Origin of the sequence: Peribacillus sp. FSL K6-1552, assembly GCF_038005205.1 — a bacterium.
GTDB classification, from domain to species: domain Bacteria; phylum Bacillota; class Bacilli; order Bacillales; family DSM-1321; genus Peribacillus; species Peribacillus butanolivorans.
The window spans coordinates 5,322,732-5,349,053 of record NZ_JBBOST010000001.1 but is presented as its reverse complement, the minus strand read 5'-3'; the positions used below and the strand labels follow the sequence as shown (position 1 = coordinate 5,349,053).

Annotated in this window: 31 protein-coding genes; 18 read left to right on the top strand and 13 right to left on the bottom strand. The window is 38.8% G+C overall.

What is annotated here, in order from left to right:
- Positions 1–50: 50 nt before the first annotated feature.
- Both yunB and NST21_RS25745 read right to left on the bottom strand, forming a co-directional pair.
- Positions 51–803, bottom strand: a complete 753-nt coding sequence (yunB, locus tag NST21_RS25750) for a sporulation protein YunB (protein ID WP_340892060.1) — start codon at positions 801–803, stop codon at positions 51–53.
- An 87-nt stretch (positions 804–890) separates the two neighbouring features.
- Positions 891–1,880 carry a M23 family metallopeptidase gene (locus NST21_RS25745; RefSeq protein WP_056524686.1) on the bottom strand — a complete coding sequence of 330 codons (990 nt, stop codon included), beginning with the start codon at positions 1,878–1,880 and terminating at the stop codon, positions 891–893.
- A 189-nt stretch (positions 1,881–2,069) separates the two neighbouring features.
- On the opposite strand from NST21_RS25745, the gene lipA reads away from it, so the two are divergent.
- A complete protein-coding gene (gene lipA / locus NST21_RS25740; RefSeq protein ID WP_053348698.1) occupies positions 2,070–2,984 on the top strand; it encodes a lipoyl synthase in 915 nt (304 codons plus the stop codon).
- Between the two features lie 69 nt (positions 2,985–3,053).
- Here lipA and NST21_RS25735 read toward each other — a convergent pair whose 3' ends face one another.
- Entirely contained in the window at positions 3,054–3,716 is a 663-nt protein-coding gene (locus NST21_RS25735; RefSeq protein WP_340892058.1) for a YhcN/YlaJ family sporulation lipoprotein, read from the bottom strand.
- Between the two features lie 115 nt (positions 3,717–3,831).
- Here NST21_RS25735 and NST21_RS25730 point away from each other — a divergent pair, with 115 nt between their 5' ends.
- Positions 3,832–4,107, top strand: a complete 276-nt coding sequence (locus tag NST21_RS25730) for a YutD family protein (protein WP_053348700.1) — start codon at positions 3,832–3,834, stop codon at positions 4,105–4,107.
- A 31-nt stretch (positions 4,108–4,138) separates the two neighbouring features.
- On the opposite strand, the gene NST21_RS25725 is transcribed toward NST21_RS25730, so the two are convergent.
- Together NST21_RS25725 and NST21_RS25720 are read right to left on the bottom strand one after the other, a co-directional pair.
- Positions 4,139–4,432 (bottom strand): hypothetical protein, encoded by a 294-nt coding sequence (locus NST21_RS25725; protein WP_053348701.1) that lies wholly within the window; start codon positions 4,430–4,432, stop codon positions 4,139–4,141.
- Between the two features lie 66 nt (positions 4,433–4,498).
- The gene (locus tag NST21_RS25720; RefSeq protein WP_053348702.1) at positions 4,499–4,765 is read right to left on the bottom strand and encodes a DUF3055 domain-containing protein; all 267 of its coding nucleotides are present in this window, start codon (positions 4,763–4,765) and stop codon (positions 4,499–4,501) included.
- Positions 4,766–5,089: 324 nt separating this feature from the next.
- Between NST21_RS25720 and NST21_RS25715 the strand changes: the two genes are divergently transcribed.
- The gene (locus NST21_RS25715; protein WP_340892056.1) at positions 5,090–5,527 is read left to right on the top strand and encodes a DUF86 domain-containing protein; all 438 of its coding nucleotides are present in this window, start codon (positions 5,090–5,092) and stop codon (positions 5,525–5,527) included.
- A 25-nt stretch (positions 5,528–5,552) separates the two neighbouring features.
- A complete protein-coding gene (locus NST21_RS25710) occupies positions 5,553–6,320 on the top strand; it encodes a TIGR01457 family HAD-type hydrolase (RefSeq protein ID WP_340892055.1) in 768 nt (255 codons plus the stop codon).
- A 148-nt stretch (positions 6,321–6,468) separates the two neighbouring features.
- Here NST21_RS25710 and NST21_RS25705 read toward each other — a convergent pair whose 3' ends face one another.
- A complete protein-coding gene (locus tag NST21_RS25705) occupies positions 6,469–6,966 on the bottom strand; it encodes a phosphatidylglycerophosphatase A family protein (protein ID WP_098176253.1) in 498 nt (165 codons plus the stop codon).
- Between the two features lie 200 nt (positions 6,967–7,166).
- Between NST21_RS25705 and yutH the strand changes: the two genes are divergently transcribed.
- The 5 genes from yutH to thrB all read left to right on the top strand — a co-directional run bounded on the left by yutH (position 7,167) and on the right by thrB (position 12,688).
- Positions 7,167–8,168 carry a spore coat putative kinase YutH gene (gene yutH / locus NST21_RS25700; protein WP_056524703.1) on the top strand — a complete coding sequence of 334 codons (1,002 nt, stop codon included), beginning with the start codon at positions 7,167–7,169 and terminating at the stop codon, positions 8,166–8,168.
- Between the two features lie 117 nt (positions 8,169–8,285).
- A complete protein-coding gene (locus NST21_RS25695) occupies positions 8,286–9,200 on the top strand; it encodes a L,D-transpeptidase family protein (protein WP_340892053.1) in 915 nt (304 codons plus the stop codon).
- A gap of 190 nt (positions 9,201–9,390) precedes the next feature.
- Positions 9,391–10,689, top strand: a complete 1,299-nt coding sequence (locus tag NST21_RS25690; protein WP_057215288.1) for a homoserine dehydrogenase — start codon at positions 9,391–9,393, stop codon at positions 10,687–10,689.
- Entirely contained in the window at positions 10,686–11,747 is a 1,062-nt protein-coding gene (gene thrC / locus NST21_RS25685; protein WP_056524710.1) for a threonine synthase, read from the top strand. Before NST21_RS25690 ends, thrC begins: the two co-directional genes overlap by 4 nt.
- Positions 11,744–12,688, top strand: a complete 945-nt coding sequence (gene thrB / locus NST21_RS25680; protein ID WP_340892052.1) for a homoserine kinase — start codon at positions 11,744–11,746, stop codon at positions 12,686–12,688. Before thrC ends, thrB begins: the two co-directional genes overlap by 4 nt.
- A 213-nt stretch (positions 12,689–12,901) precedes the next feature.
- Here the strand turns inward: thrB and NST21_RS25675 are convergent, their stop codons facing one another.
- Positions 12,902–13,138: a NifU family protein gene (locus tag NST21_RS25675; RefSeq protein ID WP_053348710.1), complete on the bottom strand. Its 237-nt coding sequence runs from the start codon at positions 13,136–13,138 to the stop codon at positions 12,902–12,904.
- Positions 13,139–13,304: 166 nt separating this feature from the next.
- On the opposite strand from NST21_RS25675, the gene NST21_RS25670 reads away from it, so the two are divergent.
- Complete coding sequence (locus tag NST21_RS25670) at positions 13,305–13,628, top strand: YuzD family protein (RefSeq protein WP_340892050.1); 324 nt, start codon at positions 13,305–13,307, stop codon at positions 13,626–13,628.
- Between the two features lie 85 nt (positions 13,629–13,713).
- Here NST21_RS25670 and NST21_RS25665 read toward each other — a convergent pair whose 3' ends face one another.
- Entirely contained in the window at positions 13,714–14,781 is a 1,068-nt protein-coding gene (locus NST21_RS25665; RefSeq protein ID WP_056524719.1) for an NAD(P)/FAD-dependent oxidoreductase, read from the bottom strand.
- A gap of 309 nt (positions 14,782–15,090) precedes the next feature.
- On the opposite strand from NST21_RS25665, the gene NST21_RS25660 reads away from it, so the two are divergent.
- Together NST21_RS25660 and NST21_RS25655 are read left to right on the top strand one after the other, a co-directional pair.
- Positions 15,091–15,327 (top strand): YuzB family protein, encoded by a 237-nt coding sequence (locus NST21_RS25660; RefSeq protein WP_053348713.1) that lies wholly within the window; start codon positions 15,091–15,093, stop codon positions 15,325–15,327.
- A gap of 322 nt (positions 15,328–15,649) precedes the next feature.
- The gene (locus tag NST21_RS25655; protein WP_328114795.1) at positions 15,650–16,012 is read left to right on the top strand and encodes a HesB/IscA family protein; all 363 of its coding nucleotides are present in this window, start codon (positions 15,650–15,652) and stop codon (positions 16,010–16,012) included.
- Between the two features lie 256 nt (positions 16,013–16,268).
- On the opposite strand, the gene NST21_RS25650 is transcribed toward NST21_RS25655, so the two are convergent.
- Complete coding sequence (locus NST21_RS25650) at positions 16,269–16,550, bottom strand: NAD(P)H-binding protein (RefSeq protein WP_340892049.1); 282 nt, start codon at positions 16,548–16,550, stop codon at positions 16,269–16,271.
- A gap of 318 nt (positions 16,551–16,868) precedes the next feature.
- The gene (locus NST21_RS25645; RefSeq protein ID WP_340892048.1) at positions 16,869–17,861 is read right to left on the bottom strand and encodes an NAD(P)/FAD-dependent oxidoreductase; all 993 of its coding nucleotides are present in this window, start codon (positions 17,859–17,861) and stop codon (positions 16,869–16,871) included.
- Positions 17,862–18,348: 487 nt separating this feature from the next.
- Here NST21_RS25645 and NST21_RS25640 point away from each other — a divergent pair, with 487 nt between their 5' ends.
- From NST21_RS25640 to NST21_RS25625, 4 genes are all read left to right on the top strand, one after another.
- Positions 18,349–19,566 carry an NAD(P)/FAD-dependent oxidoreductase gene (locus NST21_RS25640; RefSeq protein ID WP_340892047.1) on the top strand — a complete coding sequence of 406 codons (1,218 nt, stop codon included), beginning with the start codon at positions 18,349–18,351 and terminating at the stop codon, positions 19,564–19,566.
- Positions 19,567–19,944: 378 nt separating this feature from the next.
- Positions 19,945–20,424: an NUDIX domain-containing protein gene (locus NST21_RS25635; protein WP_176527503.1), complete on the top strand. Its 480-nt coding sequence runs from the start codon at positions 19,945–19,947 to the stop codon at positions 20,422–20,424.
- A 108-nt stretch (positions 20,425–20,532) separates the two neighbouring features.
- Positions 20,533–20,850: a YuiB family protein gene (locus NST21_RS25630; RefSeq protein ID WP_056524740.1), complete on the top strand. Its 318-nt coding sequence runs from the start codon at positions 20,533–20,535 to the stop codon at positions 20,848–20,850.
- A 137-nt stretch (positions 20,851–20,987) separates the two neighbouring features.
- A complete protein-coding gene (locus NST21_RS25625; RefSeq protein WP_340892046.1) occupies positions 20,988–21,680 on the top strand; it encodes a 3D domain-containing protein in 693 nt (230 codons plus the stop codon).
- Between the two features lie 123 nt (positions 21,681–21,803).
- Here the strand turns inward: NST21_RS25625 and NST21_RS25620 are convergent, their stop codons facing one another.
- Positions 21,804–22,592 carry a cobalamin-binding protein gene (locus tag NST21_RS25620; protein WP_340892044.1) on the bottom strand — a complete coding sequence of 263 codons (789 nt, stop codon included), beginning with the start codon at positions 22,590–22,592 and terminating at the stop codon, positions 21,804–21,806.
- A gap of 9 nt (positions 22,593–22,601) precedes the next feature.
- The gene (locus NST21_RS25615) at positions 22,602–23,084 is read right to left on the bottom strand and encodes a divergent PAP2 family protein (RefSeq protein WP_053348723.1); all 483 of its coding nucleotides are present in this window, start codon (positions 23,082–23,084) and stop codon (positions 22,602–22,604) included.
- Between the two features lie 280 nt (positions 23,085–23,364).
- Between NST21_RS25615 and NST21_RS25610 the strand changes: the two genes are divergently transcribed.
- Positions 23,365–24,861 (top strand): leucyl aminopeptidase, encoded by a 1,497-nt coding sequence (locus NST21_RS25610; protein ID WP_340892043.1) that lies wholly within the window; start codon positions 23,365–23,367, stop codon positions 24,859–24,861.
- A 67-nt stretch (positions 24,862–24,928) separates the two neighbouring features.
- On the opposite strand, the gene NST21_RS25605 is transcribed toward NST21_RS25610, so the two are convergent.
- Entirely contained in the window at positions 24,929–25,258 is a 330-nt protein-coding gene (locus NST21_RS25605) for a hypothetical protein (RefSeq protein ID WP_340892042.1), read from the bottom strand.
- Between the two features lie 302 nt (positions 25,259–25,560).
- Here NST21_RS25605 and NST21_RS25600 point away from each other — a divergent pair, with 302 nt between their 5' ends.
- Positions 25,561–26,310, top strand: coding sequence for a GTP cyclohydrolase II (locus NST21_RS25600; protein WP_201187186.1), 750 nt, complete (start codon positions 25,561–25,563; stop codon positions 26,308–26,310).
- The last annotated feature ends 12 nt before the right edge of the window (positions 26,311–26,322 follow it).

Below are 26,322 nucleotides of genomic sequence, written 5' to 3'. Positions count from 1 at the left end.
AGGAATCCCCCACTTCAATCAGACCGTAAGGTCGAAAAGTGGTGGGTAGTTCAATCCTTGCTTTCCTTCATAATGGCCGGAGGGACAGAGCCGCTTCCGTTGCTGTAATAACTAGGTACGTCACCATTAATCAGTATATCTCCAACCTTTACTTCCTGACTCACCTTAGTTTCCTCAGATAGTGAGGGGATGACAATTTGAATATTGACATTAAAATCAACGGTTAATTCATAATAAATGTTATTGATACCAGCGTTGGTCAGTTTGGTTTTTAAATCTGATTCAACGTTTCCAATGACAGACATTTTCACAGGAATCTCAGGTCCGTAATTTGAAAGAAGGTTATTTCCGGTAACTACACCAAGAGGTATATAGTACACAACGCTTTTATATTGTTCATCATTGAGTTTCGCTTTACCGGCTTCAGTAAAAGGGTTTCCTTTTTTGATTCCTAGTTTATTTTGAATATCCTTAGTAATATTGGATCTCAATTCACTATAAATCGTTGGATTGAAGCTGTAAGAAGAAGGGGCCCCCTCACCGCCTTTGCTGGTAGTGATCATTTCTTTCATATCAACCTTTGATATATTCTCATCAACAGCTTCATGAATCGTTTCTGTAGCAATACGCTTGATTTCTTTTTCAGCCACGCTCATGATAACGGGTTCGATTGCTTTATCAACATACCAGAGTGTAGAGATGCTCGATATGATAAAAAGGATAAAAGAATAGAGAAATACTTTTCGGGTAGGAAGAGGTCCCTTTTTTCGGAATTTTTTTGGGCGAAATCTTTTTCGGAACACGCTTTAGCCCCCTTTACTAATACTTATGCATAAAGTTCAGGGGTTTATGTTCGTTTCAAAAAAAAGCAGCGGAAAATTTCCCGCTGCTCACTTTTGCTTTTTCGCTAAATCTTTCCTTTCCCACATCTTTAAATAAGGGTATGGGTCGAAGCTCCACTCTGTTATTCCGTTGTCTTTGTACATTCCGTAATGAAGATGTGGGGGGAATTTACCGGATGTACCTGGAGGACCATAACCCGTACTGCCGACACCACCGATTATTTGGCCAGGCTCAACGATCTGGCCGACTTTTAATCCATCAGAAAAACCACTTAAATGGGCAAAGTAATGATACGTATTATTTAAATCACGAATACCAATTCGCCACCCTCCGAATTTATTCCAGCCTTTCATTTCAACAATTCCATAGCTTGTTGACCGTACAGGAAGGCTATAGTCTGCAAAAATATCAGTTCCCTCATGGATTCTCCTGCCGCCCCACCCACGAGCACTTCCCCATGTATTTAAATACGTATAATGAGTCCTTACTGGAACAGGGAAAGCTTTCTCCTGCAAATCCAGCCGGTCATATTTTTTATAAATCATGGAGTTGCCGATAATTATGCTAACTGTTTTATCTCGTTTATAATAATTCCAGAGGCCGATCCGGATATTATCTTCGTCAGTTCCGTAATTAAGAAGATGCTTTGCAAAGGCATATAAACGATCGGTATCATTGGTAATATCAGCTTTCCCGTCACCATTCCCATCTTGACCTAATCCATCAAAAAATGTGATTGTAAGCGGATTTACATCATTTAAGTTGGGATTAAGAGCCCCTCTCCACTTAGAAGGTTCAATATTAATCCCTATTAAGCCCTTTGCCGGCTCTAGGTCCCTGCGGGCAAGTCTCAGGCTATGCTCATATTGATCAGCTGCTGCTAGATAATACCAAGGGATTTGGAGAGTTGTTTCCATGTTTTTATAAAGCTCCATTCTCCCTGGATAAGGATCAGGGGTGTCAGCAGCATTTGCAACTAGGCTTTGAGTATTCAAAAAACACAAACAAGCTAGGGTAAAAAGGAATACTTTTTTCAACGGGGCAGGCTCCTTTCATATTGCTATCCGTATTTATAAAGACATCAGTTTGTCTATCTTTTATAAGTTTTACTGATTTAGCTTTAAACATGAAAAATAAATGATGGGAAACTCACTATAACTTGTCTAAATGTATTATTATTGTTAAAGTAGGGTGTATTAATTTCTATAGAATGGAGTGACATTTTAATGTCTGCTACAAATAAAGAAATTCTTCGTAAACCAGATTGGTTAAAAATAAAGCTTAATACCAATGAAAATTACATTGGTTTAAAAAATATGATGCGGGAGAAAAATCTGCATACTGTTTGTGAAGAAGCAAAATGTCCGAATATTCATGAATGCTGGGCAGTTAGACGAACAGCCACATTTATGATTTTAGGTGAAATCTGTACAAGAGCGTGCCGCTTTTGTGCTGTTACAACTGGACGTCCAAACGAATTAGATTGGGCAGAACCTGAACGCGTTGCAGATTCCGTTGTATTGATGAATTTAAAACATGTTGTAATTACGGCTGTTGCCCGTGATGATTTAAAGGATGGCGGCGCTGAAGTTTTCGCTGAAACGGTTCGTGCTATCCGACGCAAAAATCCATTTACATCGATTGAGGTATTACCATCAGATATGGGCGGAGTGTATGATAATATCAAGATATTGATGGATGCTAAGCCTGACATTCTGAACCATAATATTGAGACAGTCAGAAGCCTTTCCGACCGAGTGCGGGCGCAAGCTAAATATGAACGTTCTTTGGAACTTTTAAGAAGAGCCAAGGAGATGTATCCTGAGATCCCAACGAAGTCGAGTTTAATGGTCGGCTTAGGTGAAACGAGGGAGGAAATCCTTGAAACAATGGATGACCTAAGGGCGAATAATGTGGATATCATGACGATCGGCCAGTATCTACAACCGACTAAAAAACATTTAAAGGTGTTGAAATACTACACACCAGAAGAGTTCAATGAATTGAAAGAGAGGGCACTGGAAAAAGGTTTCAGTCATTGTGAATCCGGTCCGCTTGTCCGTTCTTCTTATCATGCAGATGAACAGGTTAATGCCGCAGCAAAACATAAGCAAATTAAAGGTGAAGAATTATTGAAATAGAAAGAAATAAGGACCGAAAATATTCGGTCCTTTCAATTTATTCATTTGCTTAATCAGTAAATTAGATAATTAAAAATTGTCCGTTTTTTGTTGGATGTTATCATGATGATCCCTTTTATCGTTAACCATTTCACCGTTCTCGTTTTCCACATCACTCATTTTGTGTCCTTGAGGTGACTTTAGCATGCGTTTAATGGTCTCTTCGATAGTATAGTCGACACCTTTGCTGTCGGACTGCAGTGTTGCGAAGTTTTCGACATTTTGGGCAAGTGTTGGATCATCACTGACATAAACATGATAGTAGCGAGGGACGATAGACATTGCCGTACGCTTCACTTGGTCCGCGGTGTCGGTTCGATTCTTGGTATTTGTATCATATACGACAAGAACTTCCTCATCAGTTACGAGGGTAGCGGCATCATTGACATTTGGAAGCTGAACGCTTAGTGTTGAAATAATATCAGCCAATTGTTCACGGTCAACGGTAGCTGTTTTATTAGAAATGTTACGGCCCTTAATGGTCGTTTTATTGGTGCGGGTAAAACCAAAATCATCACTTTTGTTGTCATGATTACGATAATCCTCGTCATAATATTGAGTTGGATTATTTACATTTGTAGGATTATCGGCATTATTGTTGGGACCCATACCTTGATCTTTATCTTTATTAGTAGCACAGCCGGTTAGTGCAATAATTGAACTTAAACCTACTGCTATTATTGTTTTTTTCATTAAAAAACACCCCCTATAACCTTAGGATGAACATATTTCTCTAATTTTCGCTTAGTAATTGATGGGGAATCAGTTATAATTTAAAGAAGGAATGTATTTTTGAGAGGTGAAATGAATGATTAACATCAATAACCTGACCTATGAAATAATCGAAGACGAAAGAGAAGGTTATAACGAAGAAGCGTTTAAAGCCAGATACAGTGAGATTTTAACGAAGTATGATTTTATCGTAGGGGATTGGGGTTACGGTCAATTGAGACTGCGCGGATTTTTTGATGATTCTAATCAGAAAGCAACCTTCGATACAAAAATAAGTACGCTCAGCGAATATTTATATGAGTACTGCAATTTTGGCTGTCCATATTTTGTTGTGAAAAAAATAAAGAAATAAAAAAGGCCAGAATGCATTCTGGCCTTTAACTTTAAGAGCTTCCATATCCTTCATAAGGAGGCTGTTCGGGCTTTTCCGGATCATCATGTGTCGGATGAGCACCAGGATATTTGCGCGGTAAGTCTTCGTGCAATGATTTATTTTCAAAATTAAAGGCACTTTGTGATCGTTGTCCTTCCTGCCATGGTGTACTTTTATTCTCGACAGGGGCATCTTGTGCTATTGTTGATCCAAAAGGTCCTTCGGGAAATTCTTCAGGAAGTAAAAAATCCCGCTGCTTTTCAACATTGGAGAAATCGTGGTATGTTTCCTCTTCTTTTTCCAAGGTAAACCCTCCTCATGTAATCGTACATTCAGTAGGTTATCCCGTTAAAGAAAAAAACTTTAGCATTTAGACGATTTCCATTAAAAAGTGACTTAGTTCCTCTGCTTCCGCTTCTGTTAACTGAAAGGCATGTTCAAGATAGCCTTCCTCTTCTAAATCATCCGGTCCAATAATCGCGAAACGGTTACTCTGCATGTTTAATACAAGCTTCTTGCCATAAAAGCGGTCGGTAGTAGTAATGGCCAAATCAAATCTTGATTCCTCACCCATAAAACTAATAAACCGGGTTTTGGAGTCAACCACGTCATTGTATAAATAAAAACGTTCTTCCACATTATCATTCCCTTCATATCTGCATTTTGGTAGTTCCATCATAACAAAGTGACTGCAATAGGGGAACAGACATTTTTGGAGTCCTATGGAGGTACTACTTTTTTAGAGAGAGTATTTAGTATGAAATTTCTGATGAAATGACCAAATTACATGATTGCCAAAGAGAATGGGTCAGTAGTTGTAGCCCAAGGAATTGAGAGTATTGGAGAAGCTATGGTATTATCTAGGTATAAGGTTGATTTGGTACTGGGCTATTACTAGGCTAGACCTTCAACTGTAGATAAAATTCATGTGTCATCTTAGATCAGAAAGGATCTGGAAAGAATGTACTTTGTAGACCGACAAAAAATTGAACAGATTTTAGGATTTCTTGAAAAACAGCTTGGGCTTTTTGAAGGGCAAGATAATTGGGATGGAGACCTTTCAGAGCTTATCGTCGAAAGGCTCATACAGACTTCCATCGATTCTGTGTTGGATGTAGGGAATGCAGTAATTGATGGTTTTATTATGCGTGATCCAGGCAGTTACGAAGATATTATTGATATCCTTCATGATGAAAAAGTCATTTCCGAAGTTATCGCCATACAATTTAAAAAGGTGCTGCCGCTAAGAAAAATGCTAGTTCAGGATTTCATTGAAGTGAACCATCAAGAACTACTTTCTGTATTCGAGGAAAACATAGAGGCATTTAAACAATTCCCTGATTTGGTAAGAAACTATTTAACAAACGAATTGGGTCCTGTTTCAGCTTTTAAAAATTAGTTTGGTTAGGTAAGGGGGAATTCAAATGAAACAGTACAAAGGATATTTAATTGATTTAGATGGCACGATGTACCGTGGAACCGAACAAATTGCAGAAGCAGCAGGTTTTATTAATGAACTAAGAAAAAGGGATATCCCTTATTTATTCGTAACCAATAACTCTTCCCGGACTCCGGCACAGGTAGCGGATAAATTAAGAAGCATTGGTATTTCAACTGAAGATGACCAGGTATTCACGACAAGTATGGCTACAGCGAATTACATTGCTGAACAAAAAGAAGATGCATCCGTTTATGTAGTTGGTGAAGAAGGCATTATCGAGTCCCTTAAGGAAAAAGGAATGAATCTTGTTGATGAATCTCCTGACTTTCTTGTGATGGGCATCGACCGTGGTGTTAATTATGAAAAACTGTCAAAAGCCTGTCTTGCAGTGAGGAGTGGCGCCGTTTTCATTTCAACTAATGGTGATATTGCCATCCCTACTGAACAGGGTCTTTTACCGGGAAATGGCGCGTTGACGTCCGTTGTCTCTGTTTCTACTCAGGTACAGCCGATATTCATTGGAAAACCTGAATCCGTCATAGTAGAGCAGGCGCTAAGAGTATTGGGTGTACCAAAAGAAGAAACAATCATGGTCGGCGACAATTATGATACGGATATTTTGGCTGGCCTTAACGCAGGTATCGATACATTACTTGTACATACAGGTGTAACAACAAAAGAACGCTTAGAGCAATATGAGAAGCAGCCTACATATGTGGTGGACACGCTCGACCTATGGCACTTCGAATAAAAAAAATCCAGGCCTGCGAAAGCAGCCTGGATTTTTTTTATGGAACTGGAATTTAGATGTATCATAAAATTTCAGCATATATTCAAAATTAAGGGGAAATTTGTGAGGATGGAAAAATCTATCTCCGATTGTTTAAAGGTGGTGTCCACTATTCAACATTTTTAGTTCGATGGGCAAGTCGGCTTGATGCGGCAGCAGCAATAGCACCGACGATATCGTCTAAAAAGGTATGGACCTTACCTGTGCTTTTATCGTTTAAATATTTCAAGATACCGGGTTTTTGCTTGTCGATAAATCCATAATTCGTAAAACCGATAGATCCATACACATTTACAATCGACAAGGCTAATATCTCATCGACTCCATATAGTCCTTCATCTATTTCAATGATGCTTTGTAGAGGCTCTTCAAGCAACTTTTTCTCAGCTAAAATATCCAACTGTATGCCGGTTAAGATAGCATTTTGGACCTCGCGTTTAGAGAGTACCCGTTCGACATTGTGAAGGCAATCAGACATTTGAAGATTTTCATGGTAGCTTTTTTGCAGATACATGACAAGCTCCGCAATATCCTCTAGTTTCACTCCCCGTTCACTTAGCCATCTTCGAGCCGTTTGTTCAGACATTGATTGTTCAATATTAGCCATGGTCTTCACCCATTTCTCTATATTTTAAGGGATAGTTCTAACGCTAGTAGTACTGTGGTAAAAATGAAAATCCTGAAACATGCTTTTATTTCCTAATAAGGTTTCGATAATCATTCAGAAAACGGGTTATTCCACATATATATAAGTATATAATGTCCAAATATTTCTATTTTTATCCACTTGATGAAAGGGGCAATTTTATGATAGAAGAAATCATTTTTAATAATTACGGTATACAAGTAGAGCGAGAGGAAGCCAATAGCCGGTTTCCTAGCTTTCGTTCTGGAAATATGTTTTACAGTATTGTTCCAATAGAAAATGTGGAACAGGAGGAATTAGTGGAACGTCATAAAATGTCTCAGCATCTGATTTCACAGGGAGATCGTCATGTTTCAGCCTTTGTCCTTGCAAATCATGGCAGTTATGTTTCGGAAGCGGATGAGCAATTATTTATCCTCCTTGCTAATGAGGCATTGGAAGGTCCGAAAAATTTCAACCCGGGCCGGCGTTTAGCGAGATTTCATCAGCGTGGGAGAGATATTAATGAAACGATTCGAACATGTTCAAGAATTGGTAAATGGAAAGAGCTCTGGGAACAAAGGATTGATCAATTAGAAATGATTTGGAAGGATAAGCTGAACGCCCATCCGGATAACCAGTTTGAAAAATTATTTGTAGAAACCTTTCCCTATTATATGGTATTAGGTGAAAATGCGATTCAATATTTAGTCGACACGGAAATTGATGATACCCCACAACTTGTCGACAGTGGAACGGTATGCTATGAACGATTTTTACATGATACCTGGAAAAGCAATAATTGGATGAAAAATCCGTTTGATTGGGTATTCGACCATGGAACAAGGGATGTGGCAGAATGGGTGAGGGAACACTATTTTCAAAACAAACATACTTATCAGCGAGGCATTGCGCATTTTTTTCATGAATATCAGAATGTAGAGCAGTTTTCGAGTTTCTCTGCTCGGTTGTTATATTCGAGAATGCTGTTTCCGATTCATTATTTTGAAACAGTCGAAGAATATTTTTCCAAAACAACGGAATCAAGATCCAATGAACTGGAAGATAAGATATCTTCAATTACGAAATCATCCCAACAATATGAGTCTTTCCTCAAGCATTTCTATGAATTGGCGGAAGTCCCGGTCAAGCAATATAATTTGCCTCAAATTGACTGGATTTAGATAAAAGCTGGAAAGAAATATGATTCATCCTTGCTTACTATGTTATGATAAAAACAAGATTTTTTAGAATAGTTTGATATTTTTTTACTTTACTTCAAGATGAGGAAGGATGAATCCATGAAAAGAATTATGATGGCTACCCTTTTATTCCTACTAGTCTTCCAAGCATCGATACCTGCCAAGGCTGAAACGAAAACAAGTTGTGAAGCAACGCAATTCAAGATTGTCATTAAAAGCACAACTGATTTGAAAGAAAAGGCGTCGGCTGGCAGTAAAACCTTAAAAACATATATGAAAAATAAAGAGTTATCAGTCAGTGGGAGAACTGGAAACTGGTATAAGGTTTGCTATTCAAAAAAGACCGCATATATCAGTATGACAGATGCCAAAGAGGTATTCAGTTCCAGTGAAAAAGCCATTCTGAAGAAATTTGATACGAGAAAGAATGTTAACCAAGTTGTAGCTGTCACAGGAAAATCTATGAGTGATACGAAGGTGACAATTCAAACATATGAGAAGAAAAAAGGCGAATGGAGACGCGCGTTAAAGAAGATGGAGGGCGTCATTGGGAAGAACGGCTTTACTATGAGTAAAAAAGAGGGCGACGGAAAATCACCTATTGGAATATATTCATTTGGTACGGCTTTTGGAAGTGAAACGAAGCCGGCAAATATGAAAATGAAATATAAGAAAACAACCAAAAATGATTACTGGATTGATGATCAGACCTCGAAGGATTATAACATGTGGAAGACTTACACGGGAAATCCTGCTGATAAATGGAAGTCTTTTGAAAGGATGAACCATGAACTCTATAAATATGGAGCGGTCATCAATTATAATATGAATCCCATCAAAAAAGGAAAAGGCAGTGCAATCTTTCTTCATATATGGAGAGGAGAAACTAAGCCGACAGCTGGATGCACGGCTACTGCTGAAAAGAATGTACTAAGTTTGTTGAAATGGATGGATCCCGAGCAAAACCCACATATAATTATGGGGACGAATGAATCCTTGAAATCCGTTAAGTAATATCCATCAAAATGGTTCTCCCATAAAAAATTTAGGGGTATTCGATCTTACTCTTTCAAGGGATAGAAGAAAAAAGTCTTGAAGACTGTATTTTCTAACTATTGATAATTAAATAAAAAAAACATATAATGTCTACTATACAAATACAAATGTTTTCTTCAGGTAAACAGTTCTTAAGGGGGAACCAAATATGAAAACCATCTCGATCGGATTATTGGGGTTAGGTACAGTCGGATCAGGAGTCGTACAAATTATCGAAAGTCATCAGGACAAGCTCATGCATCAAGTAGGTTGTTCAATATCAATTAATAAGATACTTGTCAAGGATACGACGAAGGAGCGCCTTGTTGATATTGATAAAAGTATGTTAACTTCCAATCCAGAGGATATTCTTTCGAATCCTGAGATTGATGTAGTTATTGAAGTTATGGGCGGAATTGAAGAAACACGCAGCTATTTAATAGAAGCGTTGAACAATAAAAAGCATATCGTAACGGCTAATAAAGATCTGATGGCCTTATATGGTCCGGAACTGCTGGAATTGGCCACTGAGAATCAGTGTGATTTGTTCTATGAAGCAAGTGTTGCAGGGGGAATACCGATTTTGCGAGGTCTTGTTGATGGATTATCTTCTGACCGAATCACAAAAATGATGGGAATTGTCAATGGAACGACGAACTTCATTTTAACGAAAATGAGCAAAGAAGGCAGAGCCTATGAAGACGTATTAAAGGAAGCACAAGAGCTAGGATTTGCAGAATCTGATCCAACAGCTGATGTAGGGGGATTGGATGCGGCCCGAAAAATGGCGATTCTATCGACTCTTGGTTTCTCAATGAATATTGGCTTACATGATGTTGAGGTACAGGGGATTACTGAGATTTCTGAAGAGGATTTGAGATACAGTAAAAAGCTGGGCTATACAATGAAATTGATTGGAGTGGCTTCTAGAGCTGGAGATAGGGTTGAAGTAAGCGTCCAACCAGCCTTGCTTCCGGAAGCACATCCATTAGCATCGGTAAATAATGAATATAATGCGGTATATGTTTATGGGGAAGCTGTAGGAGAAACTATGTTTTACGGACCAGGGGCTGGTAGTCTGCCGACCGCGACTGCTGTTGTTTCAGATATGGTAACGGTCATCAAGAATATGAGACTAGGTGTAAATGGGCGAAGTGCTGTTTCACCGCAGTACCCGAAACAATTAAAAGATGCTACTGAGATTTTTGCTAAGTTCTTTATCCGGTTGCATGTACAGGATGAAGTGGGCGTTTTAGCTAGAATCACAAATTTATTTGCAGAGCATGGGGTTGGATTCGACAAAATCCTTCAACTGCCGCTGGATGAAAAAGAATCTTCCGAAATCGTACTGGTTACACATACAGCCTCTTTGGCAGCATTTGAACAAATAAAGCAGAAATTACATGATTACAATATGGTAAGAGAAGTCAAAAGCACATACCGAGTTGAAGGAGAGAACATCAAATGAGCTGGCAAGGACTAATTAGTGAATATAAAGAATTTTTACCTGTAAATGAAAATACACCTGCACTTTCCCTATTAGAAGGAAACACACCTTTAATTAAACTAAACCGTTTATCTGAAGAGTGGGGAATCGACCTGCATGTAAAATATGAAGGAGCGAATCCGACGGGTTCGTTTAAAGACCGCGGAATGGTCATGGCTGTTGCCAAAGCAATCGAGGCGGGCAGTGACACAATCATCTGTGCGTCTACTGGGAATACATCAGCAGCTGCAGCAGCTTATGCAGCGCGTGCTAACCTACGCTGTATCGTCGTTATTCCAGAGGGAAAAATTGCAATGGGTAAGCTTGCTCAAGCTGTTATGTACGGAGCTGAGATTATCTCGATTGAAGGGAATTTTGACCAAGCATTAAATATCGTTCGTTCACTTAGTGAGAGTTCACCAATTACTCTTGTGAACTCGGTAAACCCATTTAGGATTGAAGGCCAGAAGACGGCCGCGTTCGAAATCTGTGACGCCCTAGGCACGGCACCTGATATTTTGGCGCTTCCAGTTGGAAATGCAGGGAATATTACTGCTTACTGGAAAGGGTTTAAAGAATATAATGAGACGAAACAAACGGGTCTCCCTGAAATGAGAGGGTTCGAGGCGGAAGGCGCCGCTGCGATTGTTCGGGACACTATCATTGAAAATCCTGAAACAATTGCAACAGCTATCCGTATTGGTAACCCGGCAAGCTGGAAATTCGCTGTGGAAGCAGCAAGCGAATCTAACGGTAAAATTGATGAGGTGACCGACGAAGAAATACTGGAAGCTTATCATTTCCTTGCGAAAAAAGAAGGAGTATTTGCTGAACCAGCATCATGTGCATCTATTGCAGGTATTTATAAACAATTAAAAAGCGGTGAAATTAAAAAGGGAAGCAAGATTGTAGCGGTGCTAACAGGGAATGGCTTGAAAGATCCGAATGTGGCAGTTGATACAAGTACAATTCAACCAACGTTGCTGCCAATGGATGAAGAGATTATTTTAGAACATCTGCAAGGTGTGAAACAGGCATGAGTGCAGATTCTGAGATGTTCTTGATCCGTGTACCAGCGAGTACGGCCAATTTAGGACCAGGGTTCGATTCAATCGGCCTGGCCCTAGGACTTTACTTAGAAGTACACGGATCTTTATCAGACCATTGGGAAGTCATCCCGCTGTCTGAGGAAATGTCTGTTTTCCCTGGGGATGATAGTAATTATATTGTTCAAATTGCCAAGAAAACGGCAGCTTCTTATGGAAAAGAACTTTCCCCATGTCGCCTTTATGTTTCAAGTGAAATCCCACTTGCCAGGGGCCTCGGAAGCAGTGCATCTGCCATTGTAGCAGGTATTGAATTAGCAAACCTGGTAGGTGAACTCCATTTATCCGATGAGGAAAAGAATAGACATGCCTCTCTCTTTGAAGGGCACCCTGATAATGCAGGGGCCTCTGTTTACGGTGGATTGGTTGTAGGATTGCATACAGAGGAAAGAACAGATGTCCTTTCGTTTCCAATTGAGGGCGTTAAGGTAATTGCAGTCATTCCTAATTTTGAATTGCTTACAGAGGATTCAAGAAATGTCCTTCCAAATTCGCTTCCCTATAAAGAAGCGATAAACGGAAGTGCGGCAGCCAATGTTTTGCTTGCTGGAATCTTGTCGAATGATTGGAATCTTGTCGGTAAAATGATGCAAAATGATCGTTTTCATCAACCATATAGGGCTGAGCTAGTGCCTCATTTAGCACAAATAGAAGAGGTTGTCCTTAATGAAGGTGCGTATGGTACTGCACTAAGTGGTGCAGGTCCCACTGTTCTGTGCTTGGTATCTGCCGAAAAAGCAGGCAATGTGATTTCAAGTTTGACAGAAATCTTTCCGGACTTTCAAGTGAAAGAGTTGCAAATTGATAACGATGGCAGCCATACAGCGATCTTATCAGAGGAAGAAAAGAAGGAATTGAACTTTATTAAATCGTGAGCCATACCTGCTTCATATACTTACTCTGTAATTATAAAAAAAGCTGACCCCTTAAAAGCCGTATCAATTCAATTGATAGGACTGAAAGAGGAGTCAGCTTTATTTCTATAACAGGCAAAAAGGTTCTTGGCTGTGTGTATCTAAAATGGTTGAACGTATATTAGCTGAAGTGATACTCTAGCTAATATACGTTATACGTTATTATAAAGGCTATTAGAAAACTTGTTCTACTTCCACTACGCCGGGAACTTCTTCAAGAAGAGCACGCTCAATCCCAGCTTTTAGCGTAATGGTCGAACTTGGACAGCTTCCGCAAGCTCCTAGTAATCGTAATTTTACAATTCCATCTTCTACGTCAACTAGTTCACAGTCACCGCCATCACGAAGAAGAAACGGACGAAGCTTATCTAGAACATCTTGAACTTGGGCTTCCATTGTTTGGTCAGACATTGCAATCGACTCCTTTCCTAATCATATTATAATGCGAAGATAGTAAAAAATCCAACTGTAGCTTGCGGAAAAAAAATCTATCTTATTCAAGTAAGCTAGGAACAGGTGAATGGTTTTAAAAAGTTATCGAAATGAAGCTAAAAAACTAAAATAAAGGAGGAAGAGTATGGTAATGAAAGAAATTGAGATAGAAGTATATGGGGCGGAACAGATTTGTGCAAGTTGTGTAAATCTTCCCTCTTCGAAAGATACGTGTGAGTGGCTAGAAGCTGCTTTAACGAGAAAGTTTCCTGAGCAGAACTTTAAAATTTCATATATCGATATGTTTAATCCTCCAGAAAATATTAAGCAAAAAAGCTTTGTAGCAAAGATGATTGAAGAAGATTTATTTTATCCGCTTGTCATCATTGAGGATGAAATCGTTGCAGAAGGAAATGTGCGCCTTAAAAAAGTGGTAGAAGTGATGGGGAAATACGGATATAAAGTTTAAGTGATATATAATGGAAGGAAAATAAAAAAACTGACCCGTTTGGAAGCTTGTCGCAACTTCTTGGGTCAGTTTATGAAATCTTGAATCAACCGTTATGGTATTTATACATCCATAGAATTCCTGATTTCATCAGGCGTGCTACTCTTCCGGTAATAGGACGATTTGCAACAAGACCGAAACCTTGTTTCTTCCCAAGAGAACCCAATGTCCCTTTTAATTTCATAGTAGGGAAGCTTTCTGGAAGTGGTTCATTTGCCCATTTTTTTACAAGGACTTGGACGATTTGTTCAGCTTGTGATTCCGCTAATTGGGCACTTGGTGCATGCGGCAGGCTAGCACAGTCGCCGACTACAAAGATGCTATCATTAGATGGAAGGAAATGCTGAGGCGTCAGAACTGCTCTACCTTGACCGTCTTTTTCAATATCCATATCGCGGATTATTTTACTTGGTTGAATGCCAGCTGTCCAGACGATGACGTCACTTTGAACGGCTTCATCGCCATTATAAAGAAGGTTTGGTTCAACTTTGGTTATATTAGAATGATGAATAATATCAATTGTATGTTTATCAAACCAAGATTCGACAAAGGTACTTAATCTTTCTGGGAATGCAGATAGAATATGTGGTCCACGGTCAAATAGCTTAACATTTAAATCAGAACGACTCTCAATCAATTCGCTGGCTAACTCAACACCGCTAAGTCCTCCACCAATTATTGATACAGTTGCACCAGCACCTAAATTATTCAATGCTGAATATGTGCGACGTGATTTATCAATGGTTTGGATACTATAAGTATGTGTGTCTGCACCAGGAATATTGTGGTATTTATCTTCGCAGCCAAGGCCAATAACTAAATCATCATAAACAACAGGCTCTTGATTTTCTAAAATAACTTGTTTATTTTCCATATCGATGGAAAGTACTTCTCCGTATACGTTCTTCAAGCGAGGATGTTCTGGAAATGCAACACGGATGTGCTGATCAGGAATGGTACCTGCTGCTAAAGCATAATATTCCGTTTTTAAGCAGTGATAAGGATTACGGTCGATAAGCGTGATGCTCACATTTTCAGGAAGCTGATTAGGCAGCAATCTTTGCAACATGCGCATACCACCATAGCCACCACCAAGTATGACTAAATTCTTCATATGTTTTTTTCCCCTTTATTTGATCTCTTGAAAAATTTGTTAATTATTTCACTTGTAAAAGTAAATGTCCTACTATAGGATTCCCCCAAATGAATCCCTTTAAAATTTAATTAAATATATATGCCCCAATTTAATAAGAATAAAAATAAATAAATGATTTTCTTGTTTTACATACCCCGACAAAAGTATAACGAATATAAAGGGAAATCACAACTGGTATCTTAAAATCGGCTTATTTTTTGTGCGTAAATATTGACTGTATATGGAAGATGTAATAAGATGAATTGTTAATAACGATGAGGTGAAACAATGTATCCGATTATTGAATTTTGTGTAAGCAATCTAGCCAGTGGTGCTCAAGAGGCCTTGGAAAGATTAGAACGCGATCCTAATTTAGATATTATTGAATATGGTTGTCTGGGTCATTGTGGTAGATGTTCCAGTAACTTATACGCACTTGTAAATGGTGAAGTAATTTTTGGGGATACAACGGATGAACTGGTAGAAAAAATATATAAGTTTATTGATGAGTATCAAATGTTTTAATCATCAATAACAATCAAAAAGGCTATTCCTTTTGGGGTAGTCTTTTTGATTGTTATAAAACAGGCACAGAAGACATTCCATGCTTTTGTCATAAGAGGCCTTAAATCTTCGATAAAGATTCCCCCTTTTTAAGAGTAAGACTATTCACTTGGTTCATTATACCTACATACCTTATTATAACCTAATTTTTATAAAATGTTGGTACAATAGGAGATGGAAGATTAATTTTTTCGAGCTGGAAAATTGAGCGGGTGAAATTCTTTGGTATATACTATAAGGAGAAATAGTCTATCTCACATATCAGAAGAAGGAGGGATTTATTGTGAGTGAAGTTGTTCAAATAACGGAAGCTGCTGCTTTTCAGATAAAAGAAATGATGAAGCAAAATGGTGAAGAAGGTTCCTTTTTAAGAGTGGCTGTTAAAGGCGGAGGCTGCAGTGGATTATCCTACGGAATGGGCTTCGAACAAGAGCCCGGAGAGAAAGATGACCAGCTGGAACAGTTTGAAATTAAGATCCTTGTGGATAACGGGGATGCAGATATATTGAATGGAACAGTGATTGATTATAAACAAACGATGATGGGCGGAGGGTTTACAATTGAAAACCCAAATGCTATCGCGTCATGCGGTTGTGGGTCTTCTTTCAAAACAGCAAAGAACGCTGGTACACCAGAGAATTGCTAAGAAATCTTGATTGTTGAAAAAAGGTGAGCACTTTTTAAAGTGCTCACCTTTTTAATGCTTATTAATTAAGCGATACTTTATATATTGTGCAGAGCTTCCTTGATTGGAAGGTTGCCGCTGGAAATCTCAAATGTTTTTTCCTATGTGACAGAGTGAGCAAGAAATGTAGCAACGTCGGCTCTTGGAATTGATTTGTGGGGATGGTCGACTTTTTCCTCAGCTGTGATTTTGCCCACAGCTTTGTCATTGGTCAATGCTACTGACGGACAATGGTGTAATTCATTCCACTTGCTTTTAAATGTTCATCCGCATCATGTTTTGCTTCGAGATAGTGGCGAAGTGTTTCTTGAGCTTGTTGTGGATTATCAGAACCATCAGAGCTTATCATTACAAAACGATCGATACCGTTCATCTTAGCAGCATCAATTAGTTTAATTGCCCTATTCTTATCCACAGCTTTCGTTTTATCGGGTCCTGTTTTTGGTCTGGGTCCGGCTGAAAATATGATCGCTTTCATGTTATCCACTGCTTTATCCACAATACCCCCTAAATCTGCAAGTATAGGGTGTCCGAGCTTGTTCTTCTTTCCGGATCATGCCATACACTGTAAGTTGTGGATTTTTTGAAAATTCTTCAATAATATATGCTTTCCAGTTGTTCCATCAGCTCCTGCAATTAAAATATTCATATGTACATTATTTATTCTGTTTTACTAATATTCTCTACCCGTTATAAAACAAGGTTAATACTGTGGATAATTCATCAAAAAAATAGTTATCCACAGTCGGAAAATGGGGACAATAAAAAAACCGGCTTTGATTATGCCGGTTCATGCGTTGTATTGAAAGTTCGTTTATTAAAACATAGAGGAGCTGTGCATAGGCTGGACTTTTGCTTTTGGATCAATATATTGCTTAGCGTGATTAACAGCGGTTGGAGCCTCGCCAAAACCACTTGCAATTAATTTGACTTTGCCGTCATAGGTTGCAATATCTCCTGCAGCATAAATTCCGGGGATGTTTGTTTCCATTCTGGAGTTCACTAAGATGCTATTTTTCTGAATATCAAGTCCCCATTCTTTAATGGGACCCAGAGAAGAAACGAAACCGTAGTTGACAATAACTGCATCTACTTCTAAAGTTTCAGTATCTTCACCATTTGTATCCTTAAGGACCACTGTATGGATTTGATTTTCAATACCAATCAATTCTGCAGGTATGTAAGGGGTTTTTATTTCAACTTTTGAATTTTTAAGATTTTCTACACTATGTTCGTGGGCACGGAACTTATCTCTTCTGTGAACGATACTTACCTTCTCAGCGATAGGCTCAAGCATTAGTGCCCAGTCGACTGCTGAATCCCCGCCTCCGAAGACCACCACTTTTTTGCCTTCAAAATGATTAAGGTCATCGATGAAATAGTGCAGGTTGTTGCTCTCGTATTTTTTTGCATCTTCAATTTCGATGCGGCGCGGTTGGAATGCTCCATTCCCAGCTGTAATAATAATGGTTTTAGAATAATGAATTTCTTTATCAGTCGTTAGCTTGAATACGCCATCGACTTGCTTTTCTACTCTTTTAACGGATTGTTCTAAGACTACAGTTTGTTCAAATTTTGCCATTTGCTCTTTCAAATTATTGACTAATTCCTGAGCGCGTACTTTAGGGAAACCTGCGATATCATAAATGTATTTCTCAGGATAAAGGGCTGATAATTGCCCGCCTAATTGTGGGAGACTCTCAATGATTTTCACGGATGCTTGTCTCATGCCACCATAAAATGCAGTAAAGAGTCCGACTGGGCCTCCGCCAATGATGGTAATATCATAAACTTTTTCATTAACTTCCAACGTTATCCCTCCGATATACTAGGTTTGCTAAAATTTATTCTCTTATTTTACCATAGATAAAGTTTTAAAAAACGGAGAAAGATTCAAAAATTTAGAAAGTTTCGACAATAAGAGAGGCATGCTAAATAAATTAGAATGAGAATGTACTTCGCTATCCTATGTCAAGTAGGTAAAAGTGCTCTTTCTTCTATAAAAAGAGTAGTAAAATACTGCATAACCACTAAGTAATTAGTGTCATTTTTTATCTGTATTTTAATTAAGAAAAAATTCAGATTGTTACTTGAAAAAGGTTAGGAAAACGACTAATATTTACTTAGACATCATTTTGTAAAATTTTTATGAACTTTTTATGACAATTTTGAAATAGTACGTGAAATAAGTCACAAATGTATAAGAGTGCTTTTTATAATGGAAATTATAAGATAGTCAATAGATTTTAGTTATGGGAAGCATCACAAGAAAATATCGTAAAGGTGGACGAATACTTTTGAAAAAGCCAACTATCGTTGTTTTAGGAGCAGGTTATGGTGGATTGATGACCGTTACTCGTTTACAAAAAGCATTAGGTCAAAATGAAGCAGAAATCGTATTAGTTAACAAAAATGATTACCACTATGAAACAACCTGGCTACATGAAGCATCCGCTGGAACTCTTCACCACGATCGTGTGCGTTACCCAATCAAAAGTGTAATCAACAGCAGTAAAGTTAAATTCATCCAAGACTCTGTTTTAGAAGTTAAAACAGAAGATAAAAAAGTTATTCTTGAAAACGGCGAAGTTTCTTATGATTTCCTTGTGGTAGGACTTGGACCAGAATCTGAAACTTTCGGAATTCAAGGGTTAAAAGAATATGCTTTCTCTATCTCTAACATAAACACTGCACGTAAAATCCGTGATCATATTCAATTGCAATTTGCTACTTACAGCTCAGAAGTTGAGAAAAATGAAGATCGCTTGACAATCGTTGTTGGTGGAGCAGGATTTACGGGTATCGAATTCCTTGGAGAATTAGCTAACCGTGTCCCTGAACTTTGTAAAGAATACGATATCGATTTCCAAAAAGTTCGTATGTACTGTGTAGAAGCAGCACCAGCTGTTCTTCCAGGTTTCGATCCAGAATTAGTGGACTATGCTGTGTCTTACCTTGAGAAAAAAGGTGTGGAATTCAAAATCGGTACTCCGATTAAAGGTGCTACTCCTGAAGGTATTATCGTTGCAAAAGGCGAAGATGAAGTAGAAGAAATCAAAGCAGGAACTGTAGTATGGGCAGCTGGCGTACGTGGTAGCTCAGTTATTGAAGCTTCTGGCTTTGAAGCAATGCGCGGACGTATTAAAGTAAACCTTGATATGCGTGCACCAGGTCATGACGATATCTTCATTGTAGGTGACTGTGCATTAATCATCAACGAAGAAATTAATCGTCCATATCCTCCTACTGCACAGATCGCTATGCAACAAGGTGAAGTTATTGCGAAAAACCTCACTAAATTAGTACGTAACCAAAGTGACCTTGAGACTTTCACATTCGAAAACAAAGGAACTGTATGTTCACTTGGTGATGACAATGCGATTGGCGTTGTATTCGGCAAGAAAGTTACAGGAAAAACCGCTTCATTTATGAAGAAAATGGTTGATAATAGAGCGTTATTAATGATTGGTGGAGCCTCCCTAGTTGCTAAAAAGGGTAAATTCAACGTCCTTTAATTTTAAAATATATTCCGAAAGCCGTTTGGGGATTTTCCCTGAATGGCTTTTTTTTTATTATACGGAAACATCTCAATCTTTAGCAAGTATGTGTTCTAGAAATAATGATACTCACTTTGTGAGAGATGAGGAGTATGTGCCATTCAGATGTGGAACACAATGAAAAATAAGTATTGGTATAGAATAGATTGATAAAGTTTTGTACGTTACAGACATATTATTGAATTCATCCCAAATAGATGCTAATAAATTGATTATGTCAAACCCTTGAATGAACGGATAGTATCTGTCTCACTATTGTACTTTCTCTGTGGTTTTATGGGAAAAATGGGTTTACACTACTAATAGTTGAAATTAAATAGAGGGAAGTGGGATTTGGTGGAACGGTGCAAAAATGTTTGGCTGGCTGTGTCTGGTCTTGTGATATCCGATACGGGTGAATGGCTGGTCGTCAACAAACGTTACGGCGGGTTGAAGGGGCAGTGGTCTCTTCCTGCCGGTTTTGTCAAAAATGATGAAACAGTTGATGAAGCTGTCATAAGAGAAGTGTTAGAGGAGACAGGCATTCATACAGAAATCGAAGGCATGGTAGGAGTAAGAAGCGGGGTCATTAAAGGGGAAATAAGTGATAATATGTTAGTGTTTTTACTTAAGCCGCTTAGTTTTGAAGTGACCGCTCAATTGGATGAATTGTATGAAGCTAAATTTTATGATCCTGATTTACTCATACAGGAAGGCAAGCAATCTTTATTATTAGAACAACTATTAGCCTTTAAAAAGGAAAGAATGCAGACGATGCTGGACGGGTTAAACCCGGGAAATCAATTTGGGTATACATCGTATAAATTATTTATGTGATTTGGTTAATTATCGTTTGTTCGGTATTATTTGGTATTAAGTCGTTGACGTACCAATTATGTTTTCAGTAAACTAAAAGTGTTGCTTTAAAGGAGGGTCTAGAATAACATGCCATTGCCTGTTTTAATTATCTCAATACTCTTATTTTTTATATTATTTTTTGGTATAGGCTTTTTGCTTAATATGCTCTTTCGTTCTTCATGGATCATGGTCATCTTATTTCCAATAGTTTTCATCATCATTGTTAATGAAACTAAGCTAATCGAATATTTCAGAAATCCGGGGATATCTTTTTCGCAGCTTGGGACTAACCTTACTTCCTTGCATACTGCGGATATTATAATTTTATCAAGTGGATTACTTGGAGCGGTTTTAGCTGGAGTCGTTATTAAGACTTTAAGAAATAAAGGATATCAAATGTTTTAAATATGAAGGACTGTCATTTATCGGCAGTCTTTTTTTATTTTTTGTATATAAAATAAAAAATTGTTTTTATGTTTTATGAATACTTTCACTAGGGAAAGGGAACAAATATCCTTGTGAGAGGAGTGAAACAAATATACATGAAGATTTTAAAGACATTATTTTTGAGCGTTGCTATCATCATATTATTTATCTTAGCTATTGAATCAACCTTAAATCATGTTTTTGGAGCATCGTCAGAAGTTCACCCTTTAGAGGATGCTATGAGACAAAATCGAATGATTGGTCTCGAATATAAAGCCGTACATAGAGGGAGCCATGTCACAACACTAGTGGCCTCCGCTTCAATGAGCAATAGTCCAGCAACTATTGAAGAGGCAATCGAGCTCTCTAAATATCCTAAGCATGAGGTTTTGGCAACAGGATATACAGCAGGGTATGAGTCGACAGGAAAGTATCCGGAAAGCCCATCTTATGGGATTACATATTCAGGGGTGAAGGTGAAGAGGGATTTGTTTTCCACCATCGCTGCTGATCTTACTATTTTTCCGCTAGGCACCATCCTTTGGATACCTGGTTATGGGTTTGGAGTAGTAGCAGATAAGGGTGGAGCGATTAAAGGAAATCACCTCGATCTATACTACGAAACGGTACAAGATGTGTATGAGAACTGGGGAAAGAAAACCCTAGAAGTATATATTGTGCAAAAAGGGAATGGAAATTTATCAGAAGAACAATTAAACAAGTTGAATGAAACCAAAGTTAGGCAGGTTTTTAAGCATAGAATTGCCGAAAAGGCATTAAACAAAAAGGTTTCTTCCTTTGCCTTTTAAAAGCTAACTAGATGACTATTAAAATTCCAATCGACGGAAATCAGGAGTTCAAAAAAAGGCTGACTCAACTTGGGAGTCAGCCTTTTTTGATGTAATTTTTGTTATAGCAGATGCTTTATTAACTTACCTAATGCCGCTGTAGGCCTCAGGGTGAAGAGTCATGGCCAGCTTTGACAATCCATCTAGTAAACGGGGAGAAGGCCTGCAGAATAAAGGTTCCTCCATAATATGAATGTTATTATCTCGGACAGCCTTTATCTCAGCCCACCCTTCCCGTTTCTTGACCAGCTCAGGTTTTACTTTTCGTAAAGGAACACCGACCCAGGCTAAACAAATATGATCAGGATTCTTTGTTTGGACCTCTTTGGAAGGAACCTGAATACTTGCCATATCTATCTCTTCAAAAAGATTATACCCACCGGCCAGTCGGCTGATCTCCGTTAACCAGTTAACCCCCCCAGGGCTGAATAGGGGATTAGGCCACCATTCCCAATATAGGGATGGCTTTGTTTCGATTTTGTCGGCAACCGTTTTATATTGCAAGATAGTCGCCCGGAATTTGGCAGCCTGTTCCTCTGCTATATCCTTAGCATGAATGGCCTTGCCAAGTGTCAGCAAGTCCTGGGCGATATCTTCAAGCGATTGCGGGTTGAAAATAATATAAGGGAGATTTCTTTCCTTTAGTCCTTCAATATTTTTTTCCATGCCAGGTACACTCAGTGAAGCCAGCACCAAATCAGGCTTTAATGATTCTACGAGTTCGATATTTATCGACAAATCCGGACCGACTTTTGGCAGATGCTGAATGGATTCAGGCCAATCTGAATAGTCATCAATTGCAATCAGCTGTTCTTCAATACCCAAATATGTGCAAAGCTCTGTATTGCTTGGGCAAAGAGAGATTATTTTCATGTTAACCACCTACCCTTGAAAGATAAAAAAGTGAAGAATAAGTGCAATGAATACTCCTGTTAAGGCACCGAAAAAGACCTCAATAGGTTTATGGCCTAGCAGTTCCTTTAATTGTTGCTGTTTCTGTTTCTCCGCTTTTTTCTGCCAATTCTTTGCTTGCTCGACAAACGTATTAAAGTCTGTTACGAGTTGATTTAAGACAGCCGCCTGTTCTCCTGCCTGCCGTCTTACTCCAGTCGCATCAAACATCGTGATGACGGCGAATATGGTAGCAACGGCAAAGACCGGGGAGTCCATTCCGGTTTCTATCCCCACGGCTACGGTAAGAGCGGACACGGCCGCTGAGTGAGAGCTTGGCATACCACCAGTCGAGTTAAGAAGTGACCAGTCAACTTTACGAAAAGCGATAAAATGAATGGGTACTTTAATGAATTGAGCAAAGAAAATGGCAATTAATGCTGCGATTAAAGGGAAGTTAAAAAATAATTCCAAAAGTATCAGCCTTCTTTCTGATTATAAAATAACGTTGAAATCTATATAAAGGTAAATAAGTAATCTTGCTTCTTTCATCGGACGATTTGGTCCTTATTATACTTTCCATCAAATCCTGTCGATTACCTGCTTGTAAGAGTAAATATGATCTTTCTTATACTATTTCTCTAAAGGTGGGTATTCTAAACTATATCTCTTATTATTATTAACATTGGTCCTTATTCGAAAATTTCGGAAGATTTCGTTATAATAAAGATAATCGAACGGAGGAGGTATCAGAATGTTTACAGTAAAAAATTCCTTGAATATAGATGTAATCGACGAATGCCTGATTATAGGCGTTTTTGACCGGCCCATAAAATTTGCCGGTATAGGAAAAGAAGCCGATGAGAAATTATCCGGTCAACTTACTGAATTAGTGAAGGCAGGTGAAATCTCTTTCAAGAAAAAATCAGTTGTAAAAATACATACATTAGGAAAATTAGGTGTAAAGAGATTGATCTTTGTAGGGTTGGGCAAAGATAAAGAGCTTACCCTTGAAACGTTGCGTGAAGCTCTGGGTAAATCGTGTAAAACAATTGCAAAATCAAAACTTACGACGCTTTCGATAGCTTTGGATACATTTACGACTGAAAACTTGGATGCACTAGATGCTGCCCACGCCTTTTCTGAGGCTTTCGAGCTGGCTTCCTATAAGTTTGCGGGCTACAAACAAAAATCGAATCAGGCTGAAAAAAATATTGAATCAATTACGGTCTATAGTGAATTTGATAACGAAGAAGTTGGAGCTGCCCTTCATGTTGGCCGTATTTTTGGAAGAGCAACGAATTCAGCCAGAACATTGGTTAACACACCAGGGAATTTGTTGACATCAAAGGATCTAGCTGACTATTCATCTACTTTAGGTGAACGTTATGGTTTTGAAGTAGAAATCCTTGAGAAAGAAGACATGCTCAAGCTAGGTATGGGTGCCCTTCTTGCAGTTAATCAAGGGTCGGTCGAACCTCCGAAAATGATTGTCCTTAAGTATCAAGGCAAAGAAGAATGGACAGATGTTATCGGGTTGGTGGGAAAAGGTATCACTTTTGATACTGGTGGCTACTCATTGAAAACGAAGGCTGGAATCGTCGGAATGAAGACGGATATGGGAGGAGCGGCAGCGGTTTTAGGTGCAATGGAAATTATAGGTGAATTAGGACCGGATCAAAATGTCGTAGCTGTCATTCCTTCTACTGATAACATGATCAGCGGCGATGCCTTTAAGCCGGATGATGTGATTACTGCCATGAGCGGCAAAACGATTGAGGTATTGAATACTGATGCGGAAGGACGGCTTGTTTTGGCGGATGCTATAACGTACGCTAAACATCATGGTGCAGAATATCTTGTTGACGTTGCAACCTTAACTGGTGGTGTTATAACGGCCCTAGGTATGGATATGACGGGTGCAATGACCAATAACGTGGAATTCTATGAGCAAGTCCTTAAAGCCTCAGAGGAAGCGGGAGAGCCGATGTGGCGTCTGCCAATTACCGAAAAAGACAAAGAACGGGTGCGCAACAGTAAAATAGCGGATTTGAATAATTCACCAGGTGGAGCTGGACATGCAATCATGGGCGGTGCCTTTATAGGTGAATTTGCCGAAGCAACTCCATGGGTGCATCTGGATATTGCCGGAACATCCACGACCTCGATTAGTTCCGAATTATGCACAGCGGGGGCTACTGGAGTCATGGCACGTACGCTCGCACTGTTAGTTGAAACTTTCGAATCGTAAACAAATGAACATTAATGAACCGAAGCCGAAAAAAGGGCTTCGGTTTTTTGAAAAGAATGGTCATTACCTACATATCCCTCCATTTCAAGCTGACGATGATACGCGTTTCATCACCTGTTATTGAATGGAAATCAAAGCGTATTCCATCAGGGCTATACATGATGTCAGGTACGGTTTTGACGCCTGTCTTTCGAATCATATCGATCACGACAGTCTTTTTTGATTCTTGAGCAGCAGTCATTAACCTGGTGGAGAAGGGCATGGATGTGGCTAAAGTATCCACGACTTTTTTTACATCGAGTAGTAAAGATTGCGAAAACTTTGCTGATTTAACTAACTGATCTGGATTAGCGGCCGAGAAGGGGCGGAACATTGGTCCTTCGGATTTTCGATACATATTCTCTGCCTTGTCACAAATCGGAAAAAGGTCAGGGTCGTATAAAAAATAAGGGAAATCCTCCAAAATCTTGCCTTCCTTTCCTGAGTCTATCTATAGACACGTTTTCTTTATACGTTAAAATATGTATTATAGATAGCCGATATGATAGCGGTTTGAGAAAAACCTACTTGAAAATTAGAAACAAACACACACTATTATTTGTAAACTCATTCATTGACAGGTATAGTGTATAGTAATATACTTACTTACCTAAAGTAAGGGGTAGGCTCACTATAAATTATAAAATAGGTGATGTTATTATGAATATAACCAAGCAAACAAAAGACCTTTTAATAGATAAAATGAACATCATTAAAACTCCAGGGAAAGATGATCTATGCCTTGTGGGGCCGGTGAATCTTCCAGTTGAACAAGGGGATTTCTCTACTGTTTTTCAATGGTATACATGGCTCCAGTTAGATGGAACTGAGAACGACAAGGAAACAGTACTTGAGTCGCTTTCAGAAGCCAACCTGGCTTTTGGTCAGCAATCTTCTGTATTGGTGTACGGTGATTTCCAGAAGTCGGAGGATGCACTAGTCCGTATGCATAGCATCTGTCATACAGGGGATATCTTTGGCAGTAAACGCTGTGATTGCGGATACCAGCTTCACCAATCAATGAAGATGATAGCCGAGCATGGTTGCGGCGCTATTTTTTACCTTGCAGACCATGAAGGAAGAGGGATAGGCTTGTTCTCGAAATCCTTGGCATATTTGCTTCAACAAGAAGGTTATGACACTGTTGAAGCGAATCAAGCTTTAGGATTTGAAGACGACACACGGTCGTATGAGGGTGCCATTCGGGTATTGAGAGAACTGCGTGAGAATCCAGTAACTTTGATTACGAATAACCCGAAAAAGTTGAATGCTCTTAAAAAGCATGGACTTGCGGCTAAAGACCATATCCCACTTTGGGGCGGTTTGACGGACGATAATAGTTTCTATCTGAATACAAAGGTTAAGAAGTCTGGGCATATTCCGCAAAAGAAGCCTACTTTAATTGTGTAAGGAGAGTTGTGG

Coding starts and splice junctions, on each gene's coding strand:
- lipA (WP_053348698.1), top strand. CDS start 2,070: ATGTCTGCTACAAATAAAGAAATTCTTCGTAAACCAGATTGGTTAAAA.
- NST21_RS25735 (WP_340892058.1), bottom strand. CDS start 3,716: ATGAAAAAAACAATAATAGCAGTAGGTTTAAGTTCAATTATTGCACTA.
- NST21_RS25730 (WP_053348700.1), top strand. CDS start 3,832: ATGATTAACATCAATAACCTGACCTATGAAATAATCGAAGACGAAAGA.
- NST21_RS25715 (WP_340892056.1), top strand. CDS start 5,090: ATGTACTTTGTAGACCGACAAAAAATTGAACAGATTTTAGGATTTCTT.
- NST21_RS25710 (WP_340892055.1), top strand. CDS start 5,553: ATGAAACAGTACAAAGGATATTTAATTGATTTAGATGGCACGATGTAC.
- NST21_RS25705 (WP_098176253.1), bottom strand. CDS start 6,966: ATGGCTAATATTGAACAATCAATGTCTGAACAAACGGCTCGAAGATGG.
- yutH (WP_056524703.1), top strand. CDS start 7,167: ATGATAGAAGAAATCATTTTTAATAATTACGGTATACAAGTAGAGCGA.
- NST21_RS25695 (WP_340892053.1), top strand. CDS start 8,286: ATGAAAAGAATTATGATGGCTACCCTTTTATTCCTACTAGTCTTCCAA.
- NST21_RS25690 (WP_057215288.1), top strand. CDS start 9,391: ATGAAAACCATCTCGATCGGATTATTGGGGTTAGGTACAGTCGGATCA.
- thrC (WP_056524710.1), top strand. CDS start 10,686: ATGAGCTGGCAAGGACTAATTAGTGAATATAAAGAATTTTTACCTGTA.
- thrB (WP_340892052.1), top strand. CDS start 11,744: ATGAGTGCAGATTCTGAGATGTTCTTGATCCGTGTACCAGCGAGTACG.
- NST21_RS25675 (WP_053348710.1), bottom strand. CDS start 13,138: ATGTCTGACCAAACAATGGAAGCCCAAGTTCAAGATGTTCTAGATAAG.
- NST21_RS25670 (WP_340892050.1), top strand. CDS start 13,305: ATGGTAATGAAAGAAATTGAGATAGAAGTATATGGGGCGGAACAGATT.
- NST21_RS25665 (WP_056524719.1), bottom strand. CDS start 14,781: ATGAAGAATTTAGTCATACTTGGTGGTGGCTATGGTGGTATGCGCATG.
- NST21_RS25660 (WP_053348713.1), top strand. CDS start 15,091: ATGTATCCGATTATTGAATTTTGTGTAAGCAATCTAGCCAGTGGTGCT.
- NST21_RS25630 (WP_056524740.1), top strand. CDS start 20,533: ATGCCATTGCCTGTTTTAATTATCTCAATACTCTTATTTTTTATATTA.
- NST21_RS25625 (WP_340892046.1), top strand. CDS start 20,988: ATGAAGATTTTAAAGACATTATTTTTGAGCGTTGCTATCATCATATTA.
- NST21_RS25620 (WP_340892044.1), bottom strand. CDS start 22,592: ATGAAAATAATCTCTCTTTGCCCAAGCAATACAGAGCTTTGCACATAT.
- NST21_RS25610 (WP_340892043.1), top strand. CDS start 23,365: ATGTTTACAGTAAAAAATTCCTTGAATATAGATGTAATCGACGAATGC.
- NST21_RS25605 (WP_340892042.1), bottom strand. CDS start 25,258: ATGTATCGAAAATCCGAAGGACCAATGTTCCGCCCCTTCTCGGCCGCT.
- NST21_RS25600 (WP_201187186.1), top strand. CDS start 25,561: ATGAATATAACCAAGCAAACAAAAGACCTTTTAATAGATAAAATGAAC.